General features: G+C 35.8%; 22 protein-coding genes and 1 pseudogene. 5 read left to right on the top strand and 18 right to left on the bottom strand.

Annotated features, from left to right (window positions below):
- Position 1: 1 nt before the first annotated feature.
- A complete protein-coding gene (locus tag ADH52_RS01615) occupies positions 2–460 on the bottom strand; it encodes a CtsR family transcriptional regulator (protein WP_001211265.1) in 459 nt (152 codons plus the stop codon).
- 318 nt (positions 461–778) lie between these two features.
- Between ADH52_RS01615 and ADH52_RS01610 the strand changes: the two genes are divergently transcribed.
- A complete protein-coding gene (locus ADH52_RS01610) occupies positions 779–1,882 on the top strand; it encodes a hypothetical protein (RefSeq protein WP_049509667.1) in 1,104 nt (367 codons plus the stop codon).
- A gap of 178 nt (positions 1,883–2,060) precedes the next feature.
- Here ADH52_RS01610 and ADH52_RS01605 read toward each other — a convergent pair whose 3' ends face one another.
- The 13 genes and pseudogenes from ADH52_RS01605 to ADH52_RS01550 all read right to left on the bottom strand — a co-directional run bounded on the left by ADH52_RS01605 (position 2,061) and on the right by ADH52_RS01550 (position 8,827).
- The gene (locus ADH52_RS01605) at positions 2,061–2,471 is read right to left on the bottom strand and encodes a DUF722 domain-containing protein (protein ID WP_000273145.1); all 411 of its coding nucleotides are present in this window, start codon (positions 2,469–2,471) and stop codon (positions 2,061–2,063) included.
- Between the two features lie 377 nt (positions 2,472–2,848).
- Positions 2,849–3,397 carry a hypothetical protein gene (locus ADH52_RS01600; RefSeq protein ID WP_049509665.1) on the bottom strand — a complete coding sequence of 183 codons (549 nt, stop codon included), beginning with the start codon at positions 3,395–3,397 and terminating at the stop codon, positions 2,849–2,851.
- Positions 3,398–3,406: 9 nt separating this feature from the next.
- The gene (locus ADH52_RS01595) at positions 3,407–4,267 is read right to left on the bottom strand and encodes a phage major capsid protein (RefSeq protein ID WP_049509664.1); all 861 of its coding nucleotides are present in this window, start codon (positions 4,265–4,267) and stop codon (positions 3,407–3,409) included.
- Between the two features lie 49 nt (positions 4,268–4,316).
- A complete protein-coding gene (locus ADH52_RS01590; RefSeq protein ID WP_049509663.1) occupies positions 4,317–4,547 on the bottom strand; it encodes a hypothetical protein in 231 nt (76 codons plus the stop codon).
- 90 nt (positions 4,548–4,637) lie between these two features.
- Positions 4,638–4,799 (bottom strand): hypothetical protein, encoded by a 162-nt coding sequence (locus ADH52_RS11465; RefSeq protein WP_164993730.1) that lies wholly within the window; start codon positions 4,797–4,799, stop codon positions 4,638–4,640.
- Positions 4,796–5,641, bottom strand: a complete 846-nt coding sequence (locus ADH52_RS01585; RefSeq protein ID WP_049509656.1) for an ATP-binding protein — start codon at positions 5,639–5,641, stop codon at positions 4,796–4,798. Before ADH52_RS01585 ends, ADH52_RS11465 begins: the two co-directional genes overlap by 4 nt.
- Before the next feature lie 11 nt (positions 5,642–5,652).
- Complete coding sequence (locus ADH52_RS01580; protein WP_049509655.1) at positions 5,653–6,510, bottom strand: conserved phage C-terminal domain-containing protein; 858 nt, start codon at positions 6,508–6,510, stop codon at positions 5,653–5,655.
- Positions 6,497–6,769, bottom strand: a complete 273-nt coding sequence (locus ADH52_RS01575) for a hypothetical protein (protein ID WP_049509653.1) — start codon at positions 6,767–6,769, stop codon at positions 6,497–6,499. Before ADH52_RS01575 ends, ADH52_RS01580 begins: the two co-directional genes overlap by 14 nt.
- A gap of 1 nt (position 6,770) precedes the next feature.
- Positions 6,771–6,981: pseudogene (locus ADH52_RS11605) on the bottom strand (hypothetical protein).
- Positions 6,974–7,183 (bottom strand): hypothetical protein, encoded by a 210-nt coding sequence (locus ADH52_RS01565; protein WP_049509650.1) that lies wholly within the window; start codon positions 7,181–7,183, stop codon positions 6,974–6,976. The pseudogene ADH52_RS11605 and the gene ADH52_RS01565 overlap by 8 nt, the downstream one beginning before the upstream one ends.
- Before the next feature lie 321 nt (positions 7,184–7,504).
- On the bottom strand, positions 7,505–7,765 hold the full coding sequence (locus tag ADH52_RS01560; protein ID WP_049509649.1) for a hypothetical protein: 261 nt from the start codon (positions 7,763–7,765) through the stop codon (positions 7,505–7,507).
- A 19-nt stretch (positions 7,766–7,784) separates the two neighbouring features.
- A complete protein-coding gene (locus ADH52_RS01555) occupies positions 7,785–8,387 on the bottom strand; it encodes a Rha family transcriptional regulator (protein WP_049509647.1) in 603 nt (200 codons plus the stop codon).
- A 239-nt stretch (positions 8,388–8,626) separates the two neighbouring features.
- Positions 8,627–8,827, bottom strand: a complete 201-nt coding sequence (locus tag ADH52_RS01550; RefSeq protein WP_049509645.1) for a helix-turn-helix transcriptional regulator — start codon at positions 8,825–8,827, stop codon at positions 8,627–8,629.
- Between the two features lie 204 nt (positions 8,828–9,031).
- Here ADH52_RS01550 and ADH52_RS10650 point away from each other — a divergent pair, with 204 nt between their 5' ends.
- From ADH52_RS10650 to ADH52_RS01530, 4 genes are all read left to right on the top strand, one after another.
- Positions 9,032–9,631, top strand: coding sequence for a helix-turn-helix domain-containing protein (locus ADH52_RS10650; RefSeq protein WP_065426883.1), 600 nt, complete (start codon positions 9,032–9,034; stop codon positions 9,629–9,631).
- A gap of 133 nt (positions 9,632–9,764) precedes the next feature.
- On the top strand, positions 9,765–10,304 hold the full coding sequence (locus ADH52_RS01540) for a hypothetical protein (RefSeq protein ID WP_049509643.1): 540 nt from the start codon (positions 9,765–9,767) through the stop codon (positions 10,302–10,304).
- A 189-nt stretch (positions 10,305–10,493) separates the two neighbouring features.
- Positions 10,494–11,258: a hypothetical protein gene (locus ADH52_RS01535; protein ID WP_049509641.1), complete on the top strand. Its 765-nt coding sequence runs from the start codon at positions 10,494–10,496 to the stop codon at positions 11,256–11,258.
- A 313-nt stretch (positions 11,259–11,571) separates the two neighbouring features.
- Positions 11,572–12,738: a tyrosine-type recombinase/integrase gene (locus ADH52_RS01530; protein WP_049487587.1), complete on the top strand. Its 1,167-nt coding sequence runs from the start codon at positions 11,572–11,574 to the stop codon at positions 12,736–12,738.
- A gap of 156 nt (positions 12,739–12,894) precedes the next feature.
- Here ADH52_RS01530 and ADH52_RS01525 read toward each other — a convergent pair whose 3' ends face one another.
- Genes ADH52_RS01525 through ADH52_RS01510 form a run of 4 tightly spaced genes read right to left on the bottom strand, consistent with a single transcriptional unit; the run spans position 12,895 to position 15,681 of the window.
- A complete protein-coding gene (locus ADH52_RS01525) occupies positions 12,895–13,623 on the bottom strand; it encodes an ABC transporter ATP-binding protein (RefSeq protein WP_049487589.1) in 729 nt (242 codons plus the stop codon).
- Complete coding sequence (locus ADH52_RS01520) at positions 13,623–14,630, bottom strand: ABC transporter substrate-binding protein (RefSeq protein ID WP_049487591.1); 1,008 nt, start codon at positions 14,628–14,630, stop codon at positions 13,623–13,625. Before ADH52_RS01520 ends, ADH52_RS01525 begins: the two co-directional genes overlap by 1 nt.
- Positions 14,631–14,669: 39 nt before the next feature.
- Positions 14,670–15,428 (bottom strand): ABC transporter permease, encoded by a 759-nt coding sequence (locus tag ADH52_RS01515; protein ID WP_001257155.1) that lies wholly within the window; start codon positions 15,426–15,428, stop codon positions 14,670–14,672.
- Positions 15,391–15,681: a thiamine-binding protein gene (locus ADH52_RS01510; RefSeq protein ID WP_049487640.1), complete on the bottom strand. Its 291-nt coding sequence runs from the start codon at positions 15,679–15,681 to the stop codon at positions 15,391–15,393. Before ADH52_RS01510 ends, ADH52_RS01515 begins: the two co-directional genes overlap by 38 nt.
- Positions 15,682–15,698 lie beyond the last annotated feature (17 nt).

Raw genomic sequence — 15,698 nt, 5'->3', positions numbered from 1 at the left:
CTTACTTCCCTTTTCTATCTACCTCTTGTATGACCTGTCTTAGCATATTAGCACGAACAACTGGAGCTTCTTCTCCTAGAACGCGATCCAAAGCTACTGCCACCAGCAAATTCATCTCCTGCTTGGTCATCAATTCCTGCTCAACCAAAAGCTGCAGAATATCCTCATAAATTTCTTGACTGACCCGCTCACCAATTGAGTAAAGCAGATCCCTAAGCATTTCATGATGACTAGAAAACTCAATCCGTCCTATACGAATGTAGCCTCCGCCACCACGCTTACTTTCAACCAAGTAGCCTCTACTTTCTGTAAAGCGTGTCTTGATCACATAGTTAATCTGACTAGGAACAACCTGGAAGGTATCTGCCAACTGACTCCGTTGCAACTCCACAATTCCAGATTGATCTAAAATCGCCTTGATGTAGGCCTCAATATGATCCGATGTATTTTTAAATCTCATTACAAACCCACCTCTCTCTTTAAACCTTGACTATCTTTGACTATACTATCATTTAACACTCTATAAGTCAAATTTTTAGAGCTCAGCCCTTGAAAATACTGACTTTCTTTAAAAACATTTAGGCATTAAATCGCCTTAGTTTTTCTTGAAAGTTCCTAAAAAAGTCCACAAAAAGAGCCCTAAAAAGGGCGTAATATTGACGAGTTCAGCAGGCAAGAACTAGCACCTTTGAAGGTGCTTTTTTATTCATCTAATCAATTATCAATAATAATGTTACAATAACTATAATATAAACAATAACTTTCTGAAAGGATTAACATGGATAAGATAGAAATGATTTCTTTTTCAATCCTACTTGATGAAGTTGCTGAAGTAAGGCAACTGCTTGAAAATATTGTAAGTTTGGATAAGACAGTTTATTCAGAACTATCAATAGGTATCCTTCCTTTTGTATCATCTCTCTGTGATGGAATACTAAAGTTTTTACCTAGAGATGTTCATAGTGATTTTCCAAATATTGGAGAACAGGAATTTCAAAAAATAATATCTAGTGTCCGAGTGAGTTATAAGCAATACTCTGATAAAAAATATAGCAAGGCTAACAAACTGATACTTGAAATAGAGAGACGCTTTTATTCACAAATGGTAGAAAATTACAATTTATTTCAAAAACTCGTAATCAATATTTTTGGACAACATGATTTAGGGGTATATTACTTCAACGAAATTCCATACGCTAACACTAACCAATATCATATTTACCTAGAAAGTATTTTATCGAAAACTGATAAAAAGGATATTTCCTATTTTGATAAAAGAGCTACTGATTTATTTTTTGAATTTAGCAAAGCTTTAGGAACTTTAATTAATTCAGTAAATCAAAAAACTATTAAGAAGCCTACAATCCAGGATATTAAAATTGAAAACTTTGAACAACGTGATTTTTTCTTATTTGAATCTAAAAGAAGGAATTTTTTAACAGGAGTTCTGCCTACGGGCACTCAGTTATTCTTATTTAACATATTATGCCAGAATAATTTTGTAGTACATATTATGCCAAGTGTCTTAAAATCAAAAAATTACTTTTTTACACGCTCGCTAAGCCAATGCTATTTAGTTAGTATTACAGCCTTACGCTTGATTCTCAATAAGGAAAGCTCTTTATTGCCTGATTTCCAACGGGAGGAAGTTGTTGATATCCTTAATCGCAAAGAAAAAATTTTTAACTTCCGACAAGATTTTAGAAATAATATATTTCATTATAAAATTTCAAATGTCCCATTACAAATATTTACCAATCCCCCGAAATTCTTTGAAGAACTGATTGAATTTCATTCCTCAAAAAATTTTAAAGAGTATCAAAAACTATTATTGGAAGAAATCTTAAAAATAAATGACATAATCAATTCATTTATCAATTGAAAATTAGGTCTTATTTCAGAAAAATAGTTTCATCTCAATTCTATTTTAGAAAAACTAATACTTTTTTCTAAAAACAATAAGTTTTTACCCCCTTTTTCTCTGAACATCTCCGACTTGGAAAAAGTTCCCTTCACCGGTACCCTACTGGCCAGAAAGATTTTTTAAAAGGTGGGGGGAGTCAATATCCTTTCAACTCAACAAATCTTTTAGCGATTACCTTTCTACGGCTATTTATATAACGAGTAGTTTTATTTAGTTTCTCTGCCACGTCTTCCCAAGTCGCACCAGCTTCTAAATATCTCATTTTAAAAATGACTAGATCACTTTCAATTAAGTTTTCCATCAAGGTATCTACAACTAGTTTAAAGCCTTCTAAATATCTTAGCGTTTGGTCTTCTTCAATTCTAATGATGGTTGCTTCAGTAGGACTATATACTGTCTTGCCTTTCCCACCAGTACAATCTTCAGCGCTATGTTTCTTATTATGTATTAGTTCCTGTCTTCTCAAATAAATTTTATTAGCAAGCGTTCTATATCGTCCTAACTCAATATCTATCCCGTCCAGGTCTCTATTACTCAACTCGTACATAGGCAAGTACCTCCACTTAAATTTAAAAATTTTTTTATCTTGCAATTTGTCAAATTGTAAATTCTGTCAAACTGACAAAAAGCGCTAAAAGCCTTCCAACACTCCACTTACCAGGTATCATTGTTTTAAGTTTGACAACTCTTCAGTATGACAAGTTCAAGGGAAATTTCTTTCATTTATCCCCTCAGTTTCTCATATCTTACATTCTGTGAAACTCACTCCATTCTGTAAACCCCTGATATACCTTGCTTTCAAGCTATTACTTCTTTTCAGTTTATGCTTACTTTGTTATGTGAAACTTAGTAAAGCATAAAAGTAGGACTAGCGATATTTCTTTTGTTTGAGCCATATATCACTAGCCTTACTTAATTTGTAACTTATTTTTCTAAATACACTTTAATGTCCCGATATTCCTTAGAAAAATCCATCCACCCGCTAATATCAGGGTTTAAGAATGGTAGGACAGTAAGCGGACTTACTTCCGTTCGATATAGCGATAGAGAATGTTTCTGACTTATTTCCCTGACTACACCTGTATGGATTTCTTCTACATCCTTCTTTAGTTCTTGAATTTCATCATATGCGTCCAGAATTCGTCTAAGTTTTTTTCGGTATTGTTTATAGATCTTCTTAGTTTCCATCCGTTGCTTAGTTTCTTTAAAAATGTATTCAAAGATGACTGCTTTAGCTTCTGAAAAATCACTATTATATTTTTCCTGAAGAGAATTAATAGCTTTTTCCATCTTTTCCAACTGCTCTAAAGATTCTAAGTTGTTAGATAAAAAATTATCTATATTCTCAAATGAAACTGTTTGATTGCCTAAAAGGCTTTTTCTTTTTTCGCTTAACTGTTCTCGTGCTGAATTAATCTTACTTTTTTTATTATCTAGATCATCCAGTGTTTCAAATACTTGATTAATATCCATTTCTTTCTCCTAGTTCCATTGGATAAAGTAACCACAATCTTCTTCAACTTTTTTTACATCAAATCGGGTATGTAAAATCAACCGTTTTCCAAAATAGTCATTCGCATTCACCCAACTAAGTGTATCTTTCTTGCGATCAAACAAAGTAACAAAGTTTTCTAGATCTCCGATAAAGCCTTTTTTGTCACCTTTATTCCCTAATGTTGTATCATCTACAATTAAAAAGTTATCTACAAAGAATGTTTCACTTGTCCCTGTCTCTTTATCAACTTTAAGAAGATAATTTCCTGAAGTGTCTTTCATTTTTTCTAAGACACTAAATAGTGATTGACTAACAACCATAGATACATTGCGCTCTGGATTGATTAAAGAAACAATAGATTTCAAGTCGTCCATACTTGTAGCAGTCTGCACTTTCGCAGTTTGGAGAATTTTCCCAATCTCTCTATTTCGTGTTCTACGTTTTAATTTAATAATCTTCTTACCAAGAAAATCCGTTAAATTATATTGCCCATCATCTAATTGCTCCTGTGAAAAATCAAGTTTTCCACTGAATAATTTAACTAAGTAATCAACGCTGATAGTTTTCTTTTTATCTGCTTCTGTTCTCTCAACCGAATTTTCGCTAACTTCTTGTAATGAATCAGATTCAAAGTCAGTTACTTCATACTTCCCACCACGGGTACGAGTCTCAATAACATTTACTAAATCAACCAGTTCTTTACGTTGATGTTCATCTTCGTAACTATCAAGGATTGGTTTTTCAATGAGTACATGATTATTTTCTACGTTCATCCCTCTAGTGTTATAACCTGTACTTCGGATATAAGCTTCTAGATTTTCTTTTTGTTTAACTAAGTTAGTTGTCATTTTTTTGCTCCTTTATCTTTTAATATCTGATTTTTGTTTATAATTTTTTCTAAAATTCTTTGCTCTTAGCTTTTCTTTTATGACTCTCCGAGCCTTTAGAATCATTTTTTCTAGATTTTGATTTGTCTTGTTTGTTAGCATATTTTTCTAGTATTTCTTGTTTCCGTTGTTCTAAGTTATCATCTTCTTTTTTACACTGAGAAAAGATTTTCTGTCTTTTATCTGGATCCATAGAAAACTTATTGGCTACCACATACCCTAAAGAAGTATCTCCTGCCATAATACTCACCCCCTTTCTATGCAAACAACTCAGGGACATACCACTAGCATTATATGCTTACGGTATGTCCCTGAGTTGTTCTCAATAGACTTATTTTTTAGTTTCTTTTTTGACTAGATGGATAAATTTCCCATCTGAGTAGAATAAAGTTATCTCTCCAAACCTTGGAACTTTTTCTATCTCTATTATACCACATTTTTCATAGACAACAAAGCCTTTTTCTGTTGCAAATCGCATTTTATCATCATTCATTGAAATTCTCCCCTCACTGTGTTTATAGTGTATCTCTTATCTTTGATTGTAAAAGCCTTGAAAGTGTTCCCCTCTAAACCTTTCAAAATTCTACTTGAATTTCTAGCATTATAAACAGTTCGCAGTTCACTACTATCTAGATTCGTGTTGAAAATCGTAGTTTCTCGATTATTGATAATATCAAACAAGAAATCCTGTTCCCAATCGCTCTTAGGAGTGATTGTTCCATTTTTTGCCCCAAGGTCATCGATGATCAGGAAATCAACATCAACTAACTTTTTGACCGCCTCATATTCTGTTAAGTTTGCATTTCTTCCATAAGCCCAACCTTCTTTTATCTGCTTGATAATCTCGGTTAAACTAACAAACAAAACACTCTTAGGCTCGTTCTTCTCTCTGAAGCTCTCATTGATTTCTTTAGCTAGTGCAAGAGATAAATGACTTTTTCCTATTCCTGTGCTACCGCTGATTAAAGTATTTCCTGTCATACCTGCAAGGTACTTCTGGGCTTGCCCCTTTACAAACTCTAACATCTGACGCTCCTCTATCGTCTTAACAAAGAAATTATCAAATGTCGCTCCTTTCAACTCGTTAGGAATCGTACTATCACGCATTAAGACATCATAAGTTTTAAAGTAAGCTTGCCTGTCCTCGAACTGCTGCAATAGGTCTTTCTCTTTCTGTTTAATCTCTCCCTTCACGCACTCCGGACAAAATGCTTGTACTTTTCTTTCTGAACCCCCTAACACTGGTACAGAAATTTCCCAATAATTTACCTGGTGAATATCGCAAACCGTATTCGATATTTTTCTGTTATTAAATTCTTTAAATTGTTCCTTCATCTGTGCAACTCCTAAAATGGTAGATCTGGGAAGTTATCTTCGGACTTCCCTTTTATAGTTTTAGGCTTTTGATTCAAATAACCATCAAACTTAGAACCGAAAAGTGTTTCTGGTCTTAGATATTTAGAAAATTCAGGACTGTCCTTCCATTCTGCCGTTTTAATATCTATCACCTGTTTAAAATCTTCAAGTGTATAGCCTTCTTTGAATCGTGCTATTATCGGCTTCAAGTTTTTGTCCAAATATTTATAATTTTTCCCAACTGTATGATTCAGATAAGCTAAAGGTATTCTGATTAAATATTTTTCAGGACGTCCTTTAGTTACCTCATCAATCATACTCGGAGTTAACCAATTTGGGAAAGTAAAGTCAGGTTTACCTGACAATATATATTCTTTATATAACTCTTTATCTGACTCTTTCTCTATCTCTATCTCTGTTGGACATGAGTTGGAAACAGTCCTTCTATTTTGGACATTCTCCAATTTTGGTAAATCTTGACTATTTTTTCTTTGGTCTCGCTTGTATTTTGCCCAGTTTGTTTCACTCTCAACCATAGCTTTTGCTTGCGATAATGTAGCGTGTCCATCATCGTCTATCTGAATCAGTCCGCATTTTGTAAAATATGCAACCGTCATATTGATATCATCTTCAGAAACATCTAGTTTTAAAGCTAATTCCTGTACCAAACTATCAAAATAGCCTTCATAGTACAAAATACAATCATCTTCTAAACTTTCCAACATAAGACGGATATAAATCACTGTCATAGTGTAGCCACCAGGCATATTTTTCAGTCGTTTAATAAAAAGATTATCAAAAAACTTCTTATCAACTTTTAACCAAAAATATATTTTAGTCTTTGCCATCATCTACCCCCAAAAACTTTAAAACGTCTGAGACTTTATAATACGCTTTTCTAGTATCTTCAATAGGCGGTATATACTGTGGCAGTCCCGCACCTTCCCATTTTGTTAAGGTTTTATCTCCTATGCCCAGTTCTTCCTTTAGTTCCACCTTGCTAATCAAATCTAATCTTTTTTGAGGTGCTTTCTCATGGCTTTTTAAATATCGTTCCACTGCTTCCAAAATCTTAGACTTTAAATCTTCAATCATTTTTTCAAACATCTTAGTACCCCCATGGCTTAACCGCTGCAAGCTGAATATATCGCCCATAATCAGGGCTTAAATCCTCGCTAGTCGTTTCAATCGTCTGTGTACTTTCTCGCTCGATTTGAGCGCTTTTTTTTGCGGTCTCGGTGGTTTAGATAGATTAGTAAACCAATAGCTACCACAATAAAGATAAGCGCCTGTATGTTGGTTAAATCTAACTCATTCATGTTTTATCCCCTTTCTATAGTCATTAGCCTGTTGAGTATGTTCTGAAATGAGTTGGTTCATAGCTTGGATTACTGTATTTAGTAAAGCTGATGATTGTTTACTGTCTTCCATACTAGCCATTTCTAAGACTAGTAGAGTATCAGTTAACTGACAACAAAGCCCCTCATAATCTACTAGAACATCATTTGTATTTACTGTCATATTGTTTTCCTGTGCCTTTTTTTGCCTGTTTCCTATACACGATTAGTACCACTCCAAACGCTGGGCAGTTGCCCCAAGTTGGCGAACGCTTGTAGCGGTGTTTCGTGAGTAATTACCCATCTTTCAGCTAAACAAGGCCTTAGAATTACCCTGTCAGCGCTTGATTTCAAAACCTTTTCTAATTGCTTGCCTGCTCTTCGGTTTTTCGTTTGTATTTGATAAAATAGCTGTTTTCTGCTATAATCGGAGCATAGAAAAAATTTCTATATCCTTAATCTTGTCGCTTGCTCTCCTCGGTCAAAATTTGAGCAAGTGATTTTTTTATTTTCTTTTTGCATGATTACTACCTGACTTTGGTTGATAAAGCAAGTCCTTACTTTCGATAAGATCCAGAATCCAGCTGAATCCCTGCTCCACCGTTTCAAGAAATGCGCCCAGGTCTTCACTTTCTAAGTCCTCATAGTTCATACAAAGATATTCGGCTAGTTGTCTGTCTTTCTCAACTAGCTTTTTAAAATCCTTGGGATACTTAGGAATTTCTAACCCCTTGGCATTTGTAACTGTCTTAAAATCATTTTCCATTTTCTATACTCCTATACTCCTATACTTTAAAAATTAATTCCTTAATTTCTGAATATCCCCTATTCAAGTTAATCATAGCTATTGCCATATCTTCCAAACGTTGGTAGTTTGTCAGCTCTACACTTGTCAAGCCATCAATACCGTTCTTACTTTCTCGCTCCTTCATGAGTTGCGCTTTATTCTTCCCTGTCACTCCCTTTAGTAGTAAGTTTGTCAGGGTGCTATAGGCATGCTTGGGGGCTTTCTCCCATGTTTGAATAGCTTCGGTTAAGCTTTTACGCTTTGGCTTTTCCAGTTCTCTTTGAAGATAGCGTTTAGAAAGTTCATCACGCATTTCAAAGAAGGCTTTGACTAGGTTTTTCTTAAACTCTTTTACGGGTTCTGTATTTCGTAAGTAAGTGATCAGCAAGGTTGCTTGTTGCTCATTCAAAATATAGTCCCGTACATTTTGCCCACTCTTTGAAGGTGAAATTTTAAATTGCACCTTTCCGAAGCTTTCAAAGTCCTCTCGGTGCTTATTCAGCAAAATCTTCAAATGTCTGTGCTTAATTTCAGCGCAGTCTGCAACGATACTACTCAGTGTATACGGCTCTTTCTTGCCGTCCATATAAACCAATTCCATTGGTTAGCTCCTTTCTTATTTTTGTCAATGCTTGCCACCTAAAACAGTACCAAAGTAAATCATTAAGGTAGGGAAAATTTAGGAGAGAATAAACCCCTACAAACCCTTGATACTGCCATAGGTAGCAAGCACCTGAATCTAGCAAAAATTAACTAGTCTGATAAATCAATCCCCCGTGCTAAAGCACCACATGAGAAATTTATAAATGTAAGATAGTATTACGATTGTGTTGCTACTTTCTAACTGTAAAACAGTTCATCTATGGTTATGTCTGGTTTGATTTCTGTAACCATTGACTTAATCACTAGGCGTTCTCTGTCATTAAATGACGTTTTACCTAATTCTTTGTTGTTGTATGACTGCAAAGAAATTTTTAGCTTGTCCGCCATCTGTTGCTGAGTCAGTCCTAACATAACTCGGTAGCCTCGTAGTTTGCTCATATGTTTCCCCCTTTCTAAAAATCCCCCCTCCATGAATAGATTGCAAGCTTTAAAGTTCGGAGAGGGCGGACTTTTTTGTCCTTTGTAGTTTTTATAATATCAGACATTTTTGTCTGAGTCAAGCATTTTTTTAATTTTTTGCAGACAATTTTGTCTTTTTTTAAAAATAAGTGTTATAATTAGCAATGAAAGGTATTATGATTGATGAATAGATTGAAAGAATTAAGACAAGAAAAAAAGCTATCTCAAAAAGAAATAGCTGACCTTCTAGAAGTAAGTGAAAAGACTATATCCCGATGGGAAAAAGGGGAAAACGCAATAAAATCAGATAAAGCCCAGCAACTTGCTGATTACTTTAAGGTCGGTGTTGGATATCTTTTGGGAGATGATGAAAGAAGAACAACCTACCTATCCTCTACTATAGAGAAATATAGTGATAACATGGAATCCCCAGTAGATTTCGCAGGATATGGTTTGTTGGCGCTAACTCGTGGTGAAAAAGTAAGGGATACCGTAATAGAAAACCTTAGAGAAATCACAGACTATTATGGACATAGAAGATTTTCTAAAGAAGAATTTAAAAATTGGAATCAAGAAAAAAAAGATCTTATGTTAAAAGGAATGCAAGACTATGCTGATGCTAGTATTGGAAGATTTCTAGCAGGGATAATGACATTTCCTGATAAGACTAAAATTACTATTATCGATTTTTTAACACTAGACAATAAAGAAAGGGAAGCTGTTAGTACAATAATTTCCTCATTAGCTGATAATCCTGTTCTTCATAAAGATTATGACGACTAATATAAAATCGCTAATCACTATATAAGCTCCATATCCGCCAATAGCTACTTTATCCCATAGGTCTATTGTAAAAAATATGGGATATCGCACTAAATCTTTTATCAGAAAAACATCAGCATATAGGAGGCTACTTATGAAAAAATTACTTAGCACATCAGCTATTTTACTTTCTGCTACCGTTCTAGTAGCTTGCTCTAACAATCAATCAACTACCAAAGATAGCTCGGAGCAACCAAAAACGGAGCAAAAAAATACTACTTCAACAAACACAAAAGCCAAAGTAGATAACAGTAAATACGATGATCTAATTTCTGAAATCAAATCAAAATTAGATCCTGAATCAACTGGCGCAATAAGCGTTAAAATTCAAAATAACGTAATCGATTCAGATTCATCCGAACCGCATGATACAATCATGATTTTGCTAACTGGAACGGCTAAAGATAGCGCAAAAGAGACTATGGACGCAATCAATTCAAATTCTGCTACAACTAATCAGCAAAATGCAATTACCGTATTTCGGATGTCTATATCTGAGTTTGCTAAAAAATTACCAGACGACAATACTACTCTTTCCCTTGGGTATGAAAAATCTGCTGATCAATACGACTTAATCGCAAAATCTGCAAAACAAAAAGATTTTATCCCTATTGGAGAACTCATCGTAAATTAAAAAACTCCCCCATATTCGCCAATAGCGCCCCTATTTCTAAGGTCTATTGTGCAAAAACAGAGGAAATTGAAGAATAGAAAGCCATTTTTACAGACTAAAGCGCAAAAAAACGGCAAAATTGACAAATAGAGATGACTAATATCTTCTAAACCATCGGCGAAATCGTGGGCATATATAGAGAGAATTAAAATGAACAAAGAAAATCCATATTTTGAACAAACCAAACAAAACTACATAGAAGTTGAAAAACTCTATAAACTTGGTAAAGCAAAGCATACATCTTCTAAATACAGATTTCTTGCACCAGCAGTTAAAAGACAATCTGAACAATTCTTATTTGAAGCCAAGACTCAAAAAAGAAAATATTGGAAATTCAGTCGTGGTTCTCTGGTATTCGTAGAGTTCGGTGTAAATATAGGTGGAGAATTATCAAATAATCATTGGGCTATTGTCTTAGACAAAGTAGATAGTCCCTATAAAAAAACACTTACAGTAATTCCTCTAACATCTAAAAATCAAATAGATACTGTACTCATAGACGAAGTCATTGCAGAATATCCTTCTATTTTGCTTGATGAATATATTGAAAAATTACACAAAGAATTATTTGCCTACCTAAAATATTTAGATTCCAATAATGCAGTTACTGAAGCTGCCTTATCGGATGTCTACCAAGCTTATACAGAACAATTTTCAAACGAAATAATTCAACCTAAGATAATAGACGATGATAACCTTAAACGGACACAATCAGAAATAAATGACGTTATTGAATTAACTCAATACTACAAAAAATACATTAAGCGTTCTTATGCCAAGTGTAATAACCTTCAAACAATCAGCAAAGATAGAATTTTAAAGAAAAATAGATTAGATCCAATCGGAAAAATGAAAGTATCTGATAACACATTGGACAAAATTAACGAAAAGTTAAAAGAATTATACCTTTTCTAATCTCTTGACATTTTTTAATAATTATATTACAATACAGCTATTAGGAGTTTAGCTCCATAAAGTTTACATTTGGATTTTAGATCCATAACGTGATAGTAGCCGTATTTGATACGGCTACTTTTCTTTTTATATTCTAGTAAACATAACTTAAAATAAAAAAACTCCCCCATATTCGCCTTGTTTTCTATTCTGGTACAATTTACCGTCCGACTGCTTAAAATCGAAAATAGAGGGGTTCTCGTAACTCCTCGCATGGTACAAACTCAAAACCTTTTCTAATTGCTTGCCTGCTGATGGAAAAAGGAGTAAAACCATGAAAATTACACAACACACGAAAAAAGACGGATCAGCAGTCTACCGCTCTAGTATCTATCTTGGCATTGATTCTGTAACTGGTAAGAAGGTCAAGACTACCATATCAGCACGAACAAAAAAAGAACTCAGAAATAAGGCCACTCATGCCAAGGTAGAATTTGAGAAAAACGGCTCTACACGGAAACAACGCTCACATATAACAACCTATAGCGAACTTGTGGACTTGTTTTGGCAAACCTACCAGCATACCATAAAGACTAACACGCAGATAAAGATAAAAGGCTGCTTAAATAATTACCTCTTACCCTCATTTGGTACTTACAAACTAGATAAACTTACTCCTGTTATTATCCAAACTCAGGTAAATAAGTGGGCGGATGAGTACAATCAGGACGGAACGGGGTATAAAGAATACAATCACCTTCACGCCTTAAATAAACGTATTCTACAGTATGGAGTTTCTATCCAGGCATTGGATAATAACCCTGCTCGTGATGTTGTCATTCCTAGAAAGATAACAAGAGATAAACAAGACATTAAATACTTTCAAGATCAGGAACTTAAAAACTTCCTCTCCTATCTCGATAACCTAGAAAATACCTTTATCAATTTTTATGATACTGTACTTTATAAAACGCTCCTAGCTACTGGACTGCGCATCCGTGAATGTCTGGCCCTGAAATGGTCTGATATTGACCTGCAGAACGGAACGATCGATATTAACAAAACACTCAACATTTTAAACCAGGTAAACACTCCTAAGACAAAATCAAGCTATAGAGTTTTAGATATCGATTATAAAACAGTGCTCATGCTTCGTCTCTACCGAGCAAGACAAGCAGAAAACGGTAGAAACATTGGCTTAACCTATGATAAAGTATTCTCTGATAGCTTTGACAACTATGTCAATACTCGAAAGGTTGATTATCGCCTACATAAGCACTTAAAAAATGCTAACTGTACTGATTTAGGCTTTCATGCTTTCCGACACACTCACGCTAGTATCTTGCTTAATGCCGGATTACCATACAAGGAAATACAGACACGGCTTGGCCATGCAAAAATATCTGTAACTATGGACACTTACAGCCATTTATCAAAAGAGAACCAAAAAAGAGCAGTCTCATTCTTTGAAACTGCCCTAGAAAAAATAAAAAGTTCTTAAAAAAGTCCACAAAATTAAAAAAGCGACACATAAAACCCTTATGTATCAACGATTATAGAATGATTTCGGTATAATTGACTATTATACCGAAATTTTCTCATTTTTAAAAGAAAAAGGGCGCTGGTAAAGGATAATCTTCACCAACTCCCTATTTTTCTACTTATCTAAGCCTAATTCTGCCAAGATTTGACGTTTGTAGGCAATCTTTTGGACTTCCTTGTCCTCATCTTCAGACCAATCTAGTTTAATTTCTGAAACAATCTGCCCAGGACGATTTTTCAAGATATAGATGCGATCGCTGAGACTGAGGGCCTCCTCGATACTGTGCGTAATAATCAATGTTGTCAGTTGCAACTGCTTGTGAATCTCCAGATACCAAGCGTGGAGTTCCATCTTGGTCATCTCATCCAAGGCGCTAAAGGCCTCATCCAAGAGAAAGAGCTTGTGCCCGAAAAGGTAAGTTCGGAGCAAGGCTACACGCTGGCGCATCCCGCCACTAAGTTCATGAGGATACTTGTCCCTTACAGCTGTCAACTGGAAGGTAGCAAGAATTTCATCTGCGCGAGCAATAGCTTCTGCCTTATCCACCTTTTGAATCAAGAGGGGCAGAATGATATTACCAAGCACCGTCTTGTGTTCCAAGAGCAAGTCCTTTTGCAACATATAACTCACGCGCCCCTTGGGATTCTCCTCCCCATCAAGGACAATTCTCCCTGACTGGACTTCTAAAATCCCAGCGATTAGATTAAAGAGGGTGGTCTTTCCAACACCACTTGGGCCTAGGATAGAAACCACTTCACCTGAAGTCACCTGCAGGTTGATATCCTCTAAAATCCTCTCTTGATCATAGGCATAACTGACGTGTTCTAGTCTAATCTCTGTCATTATTTCACAAATTCGTTGGTGAAGCCTTTGTCTGTCAAGTCTTCTTTAAGGATACCATTTTCTTTATCCCATTTGTAGAAGGCATTCCAGCGAGCTGCATCAAATTGCCCCCATTTTTCCTTGTCGCTTGCGTATTCTTTTGACAAGTATTTTTGAGATTCGATGACAAAGTCACGTTTTTCCTTGAGTTCAGGTGCATTTTTGATGAGGATATCAGCTGCTTCTTCTGGATGCTCCATGGCATATTGGTAGCCTTTTTTGATAGCTTGGATGACTTTACGAGCTTCTTCTTTATTGTCTTTGAGGTAGTCATTGTTTGCGATGATAACTGGTGAATAGTAGTCAAACTCCTTGACGTAGTCTTTCAAATACATAAAGTTAGCATCTACACCTTGAGATTTGGCAAGAATACCATCCCAACCGTAGTAGATCCAAGCAGTATCAAAGACTCCATTGGCAATCGGTGTGATTGAGTTTGAGTCGTTATTTGGTACTTTTTCAACCTTCTCAAAGTCTCCACCTTGAGATTCTACCAAGGTTTTCAACATAGCAAGTTCAGTTGGATCATTCCAAGTTCCGTATTTCTTACCAACCAAGTCTTTTGGACTAGCTACATTGTCAGATTTACGAGAGATGATTCCTGATGTATTGTGTTCTACGATAGCTGCAACAGCAGTAATTTCTGCCCCTTTTTCCAATTTTTTAGCCATATAGTCTTGGAAATAGACTGCAAATGGTGCCTTACCATTGATAACCAAATCAGAAGAACTTTCTTCCGGTGGTAATTTCAAGTCAACATCCACTCCAGCTTCTTTGAAATAACCTTTTTCCTTAGCAACATAAAGCCCTGTGTGGTTGGTATTTGGAGTCCAGTCTAGGATAAAGTCGATCTTCTTGAGTTCTGCTTCTTTGTTGTCCTTAGAAGCAGTTCCTTGACCACAGGCCACAAGCACAACAGCTACAAGAGCTGTTAAAACAGTTAAAAACACTTTCCATGTTTTCTTCATTTCAATTTCCTCTTTTCTTTTTCAGAAACATCCTTTTTCTTATGAACGTTTCCATTTAATAACATATTTTTCACTAATATCGACCAACTTCATACCGAGAAGGCTGATAATCGATACCAGAATAATAATAGCGAACATGGTATCATACTGAAACAGTTTCTTGGACTGAATCATATAAACACCAAGCCCCTCAAAGCCCCCCAACCACTCAGATACCACTGTTGTGATAAAGGCGTAGGAGACACTGACCCTCAGACCTGCATAAAAGTAAGGCAGACTGACTGGGATTTTAAAATGCCACAGGATTTGCCAAGGTTTGGCCCGCATCAGACTAAACAAGGTCAGCATATCCTTGTCACAATGCCTAAAACCGTCCAAAATGCTGACGATGATGGGGAAGGTTGTCGTCAAGATAATCAAGACAATCTTGGGCAAAATCCCATAACCGAGCCACAAGACCAGTATAGGAGCTATGGCAATAGTCGGAATGGTCTGAACAACCACCATCATAGGATAAATCAGGTCATTGAGCCAAGTCAAACTGTCCATAAGTACAGCCATGAGACAGGCAATCAAGACTCCCAAAATTAGACCTAGCAAAGCCACTCTCAAGGTCGCCCAGCTATGGTGCCAGAGAAATTCTCTGTCACGAACAAAGGCCTGGAGAATTTCAAGAGGGGTCGGCAGGATAAACTTAGGGAGCAGTTTAAGAAAACCTGCTAACTGCCAGATTGACAAGACTCCCAGAAAGCCCAATAGACTAATGTGTCGTCTCAGTATACTTTTCAAGCTTCTCATCAATACTTAAAATCTCTCCTACATTTATTTTGACATTGGCAAAGACATTATCTGCCTCCTGCCCCGCCACCTTTAGCGCTTCTTTGAGAATACGCATAAGCTCATCAAACTCCCCTTCCAAGACCGTTTCAAATGGTGTCACCACCATAGCCACCTCTTGAGCTTGCAGATAAGCAATGACTTGATCGATAACAGCAATCCAATCAATCTCCTGTGATAGGGGTAAAATTTGCAAGGCGATGCTTGCTTTCATAACAACCTCCTCTTCTC

Source organism: Streptococcus pseudopneumoniae, from assembly GCF_001072665.1.
GTDB lineage: Bacteria > Bacillota > Bacilli > Lactobacillales > Streptococcaceae > Streptococcus > Streptococcus pseudopneumoniae_S.
The sequence above is the reverse complement of the archived record's forward strand: the minus strand, read 5'-3'. Positions and strand labels throughout refer to the sequence as shown.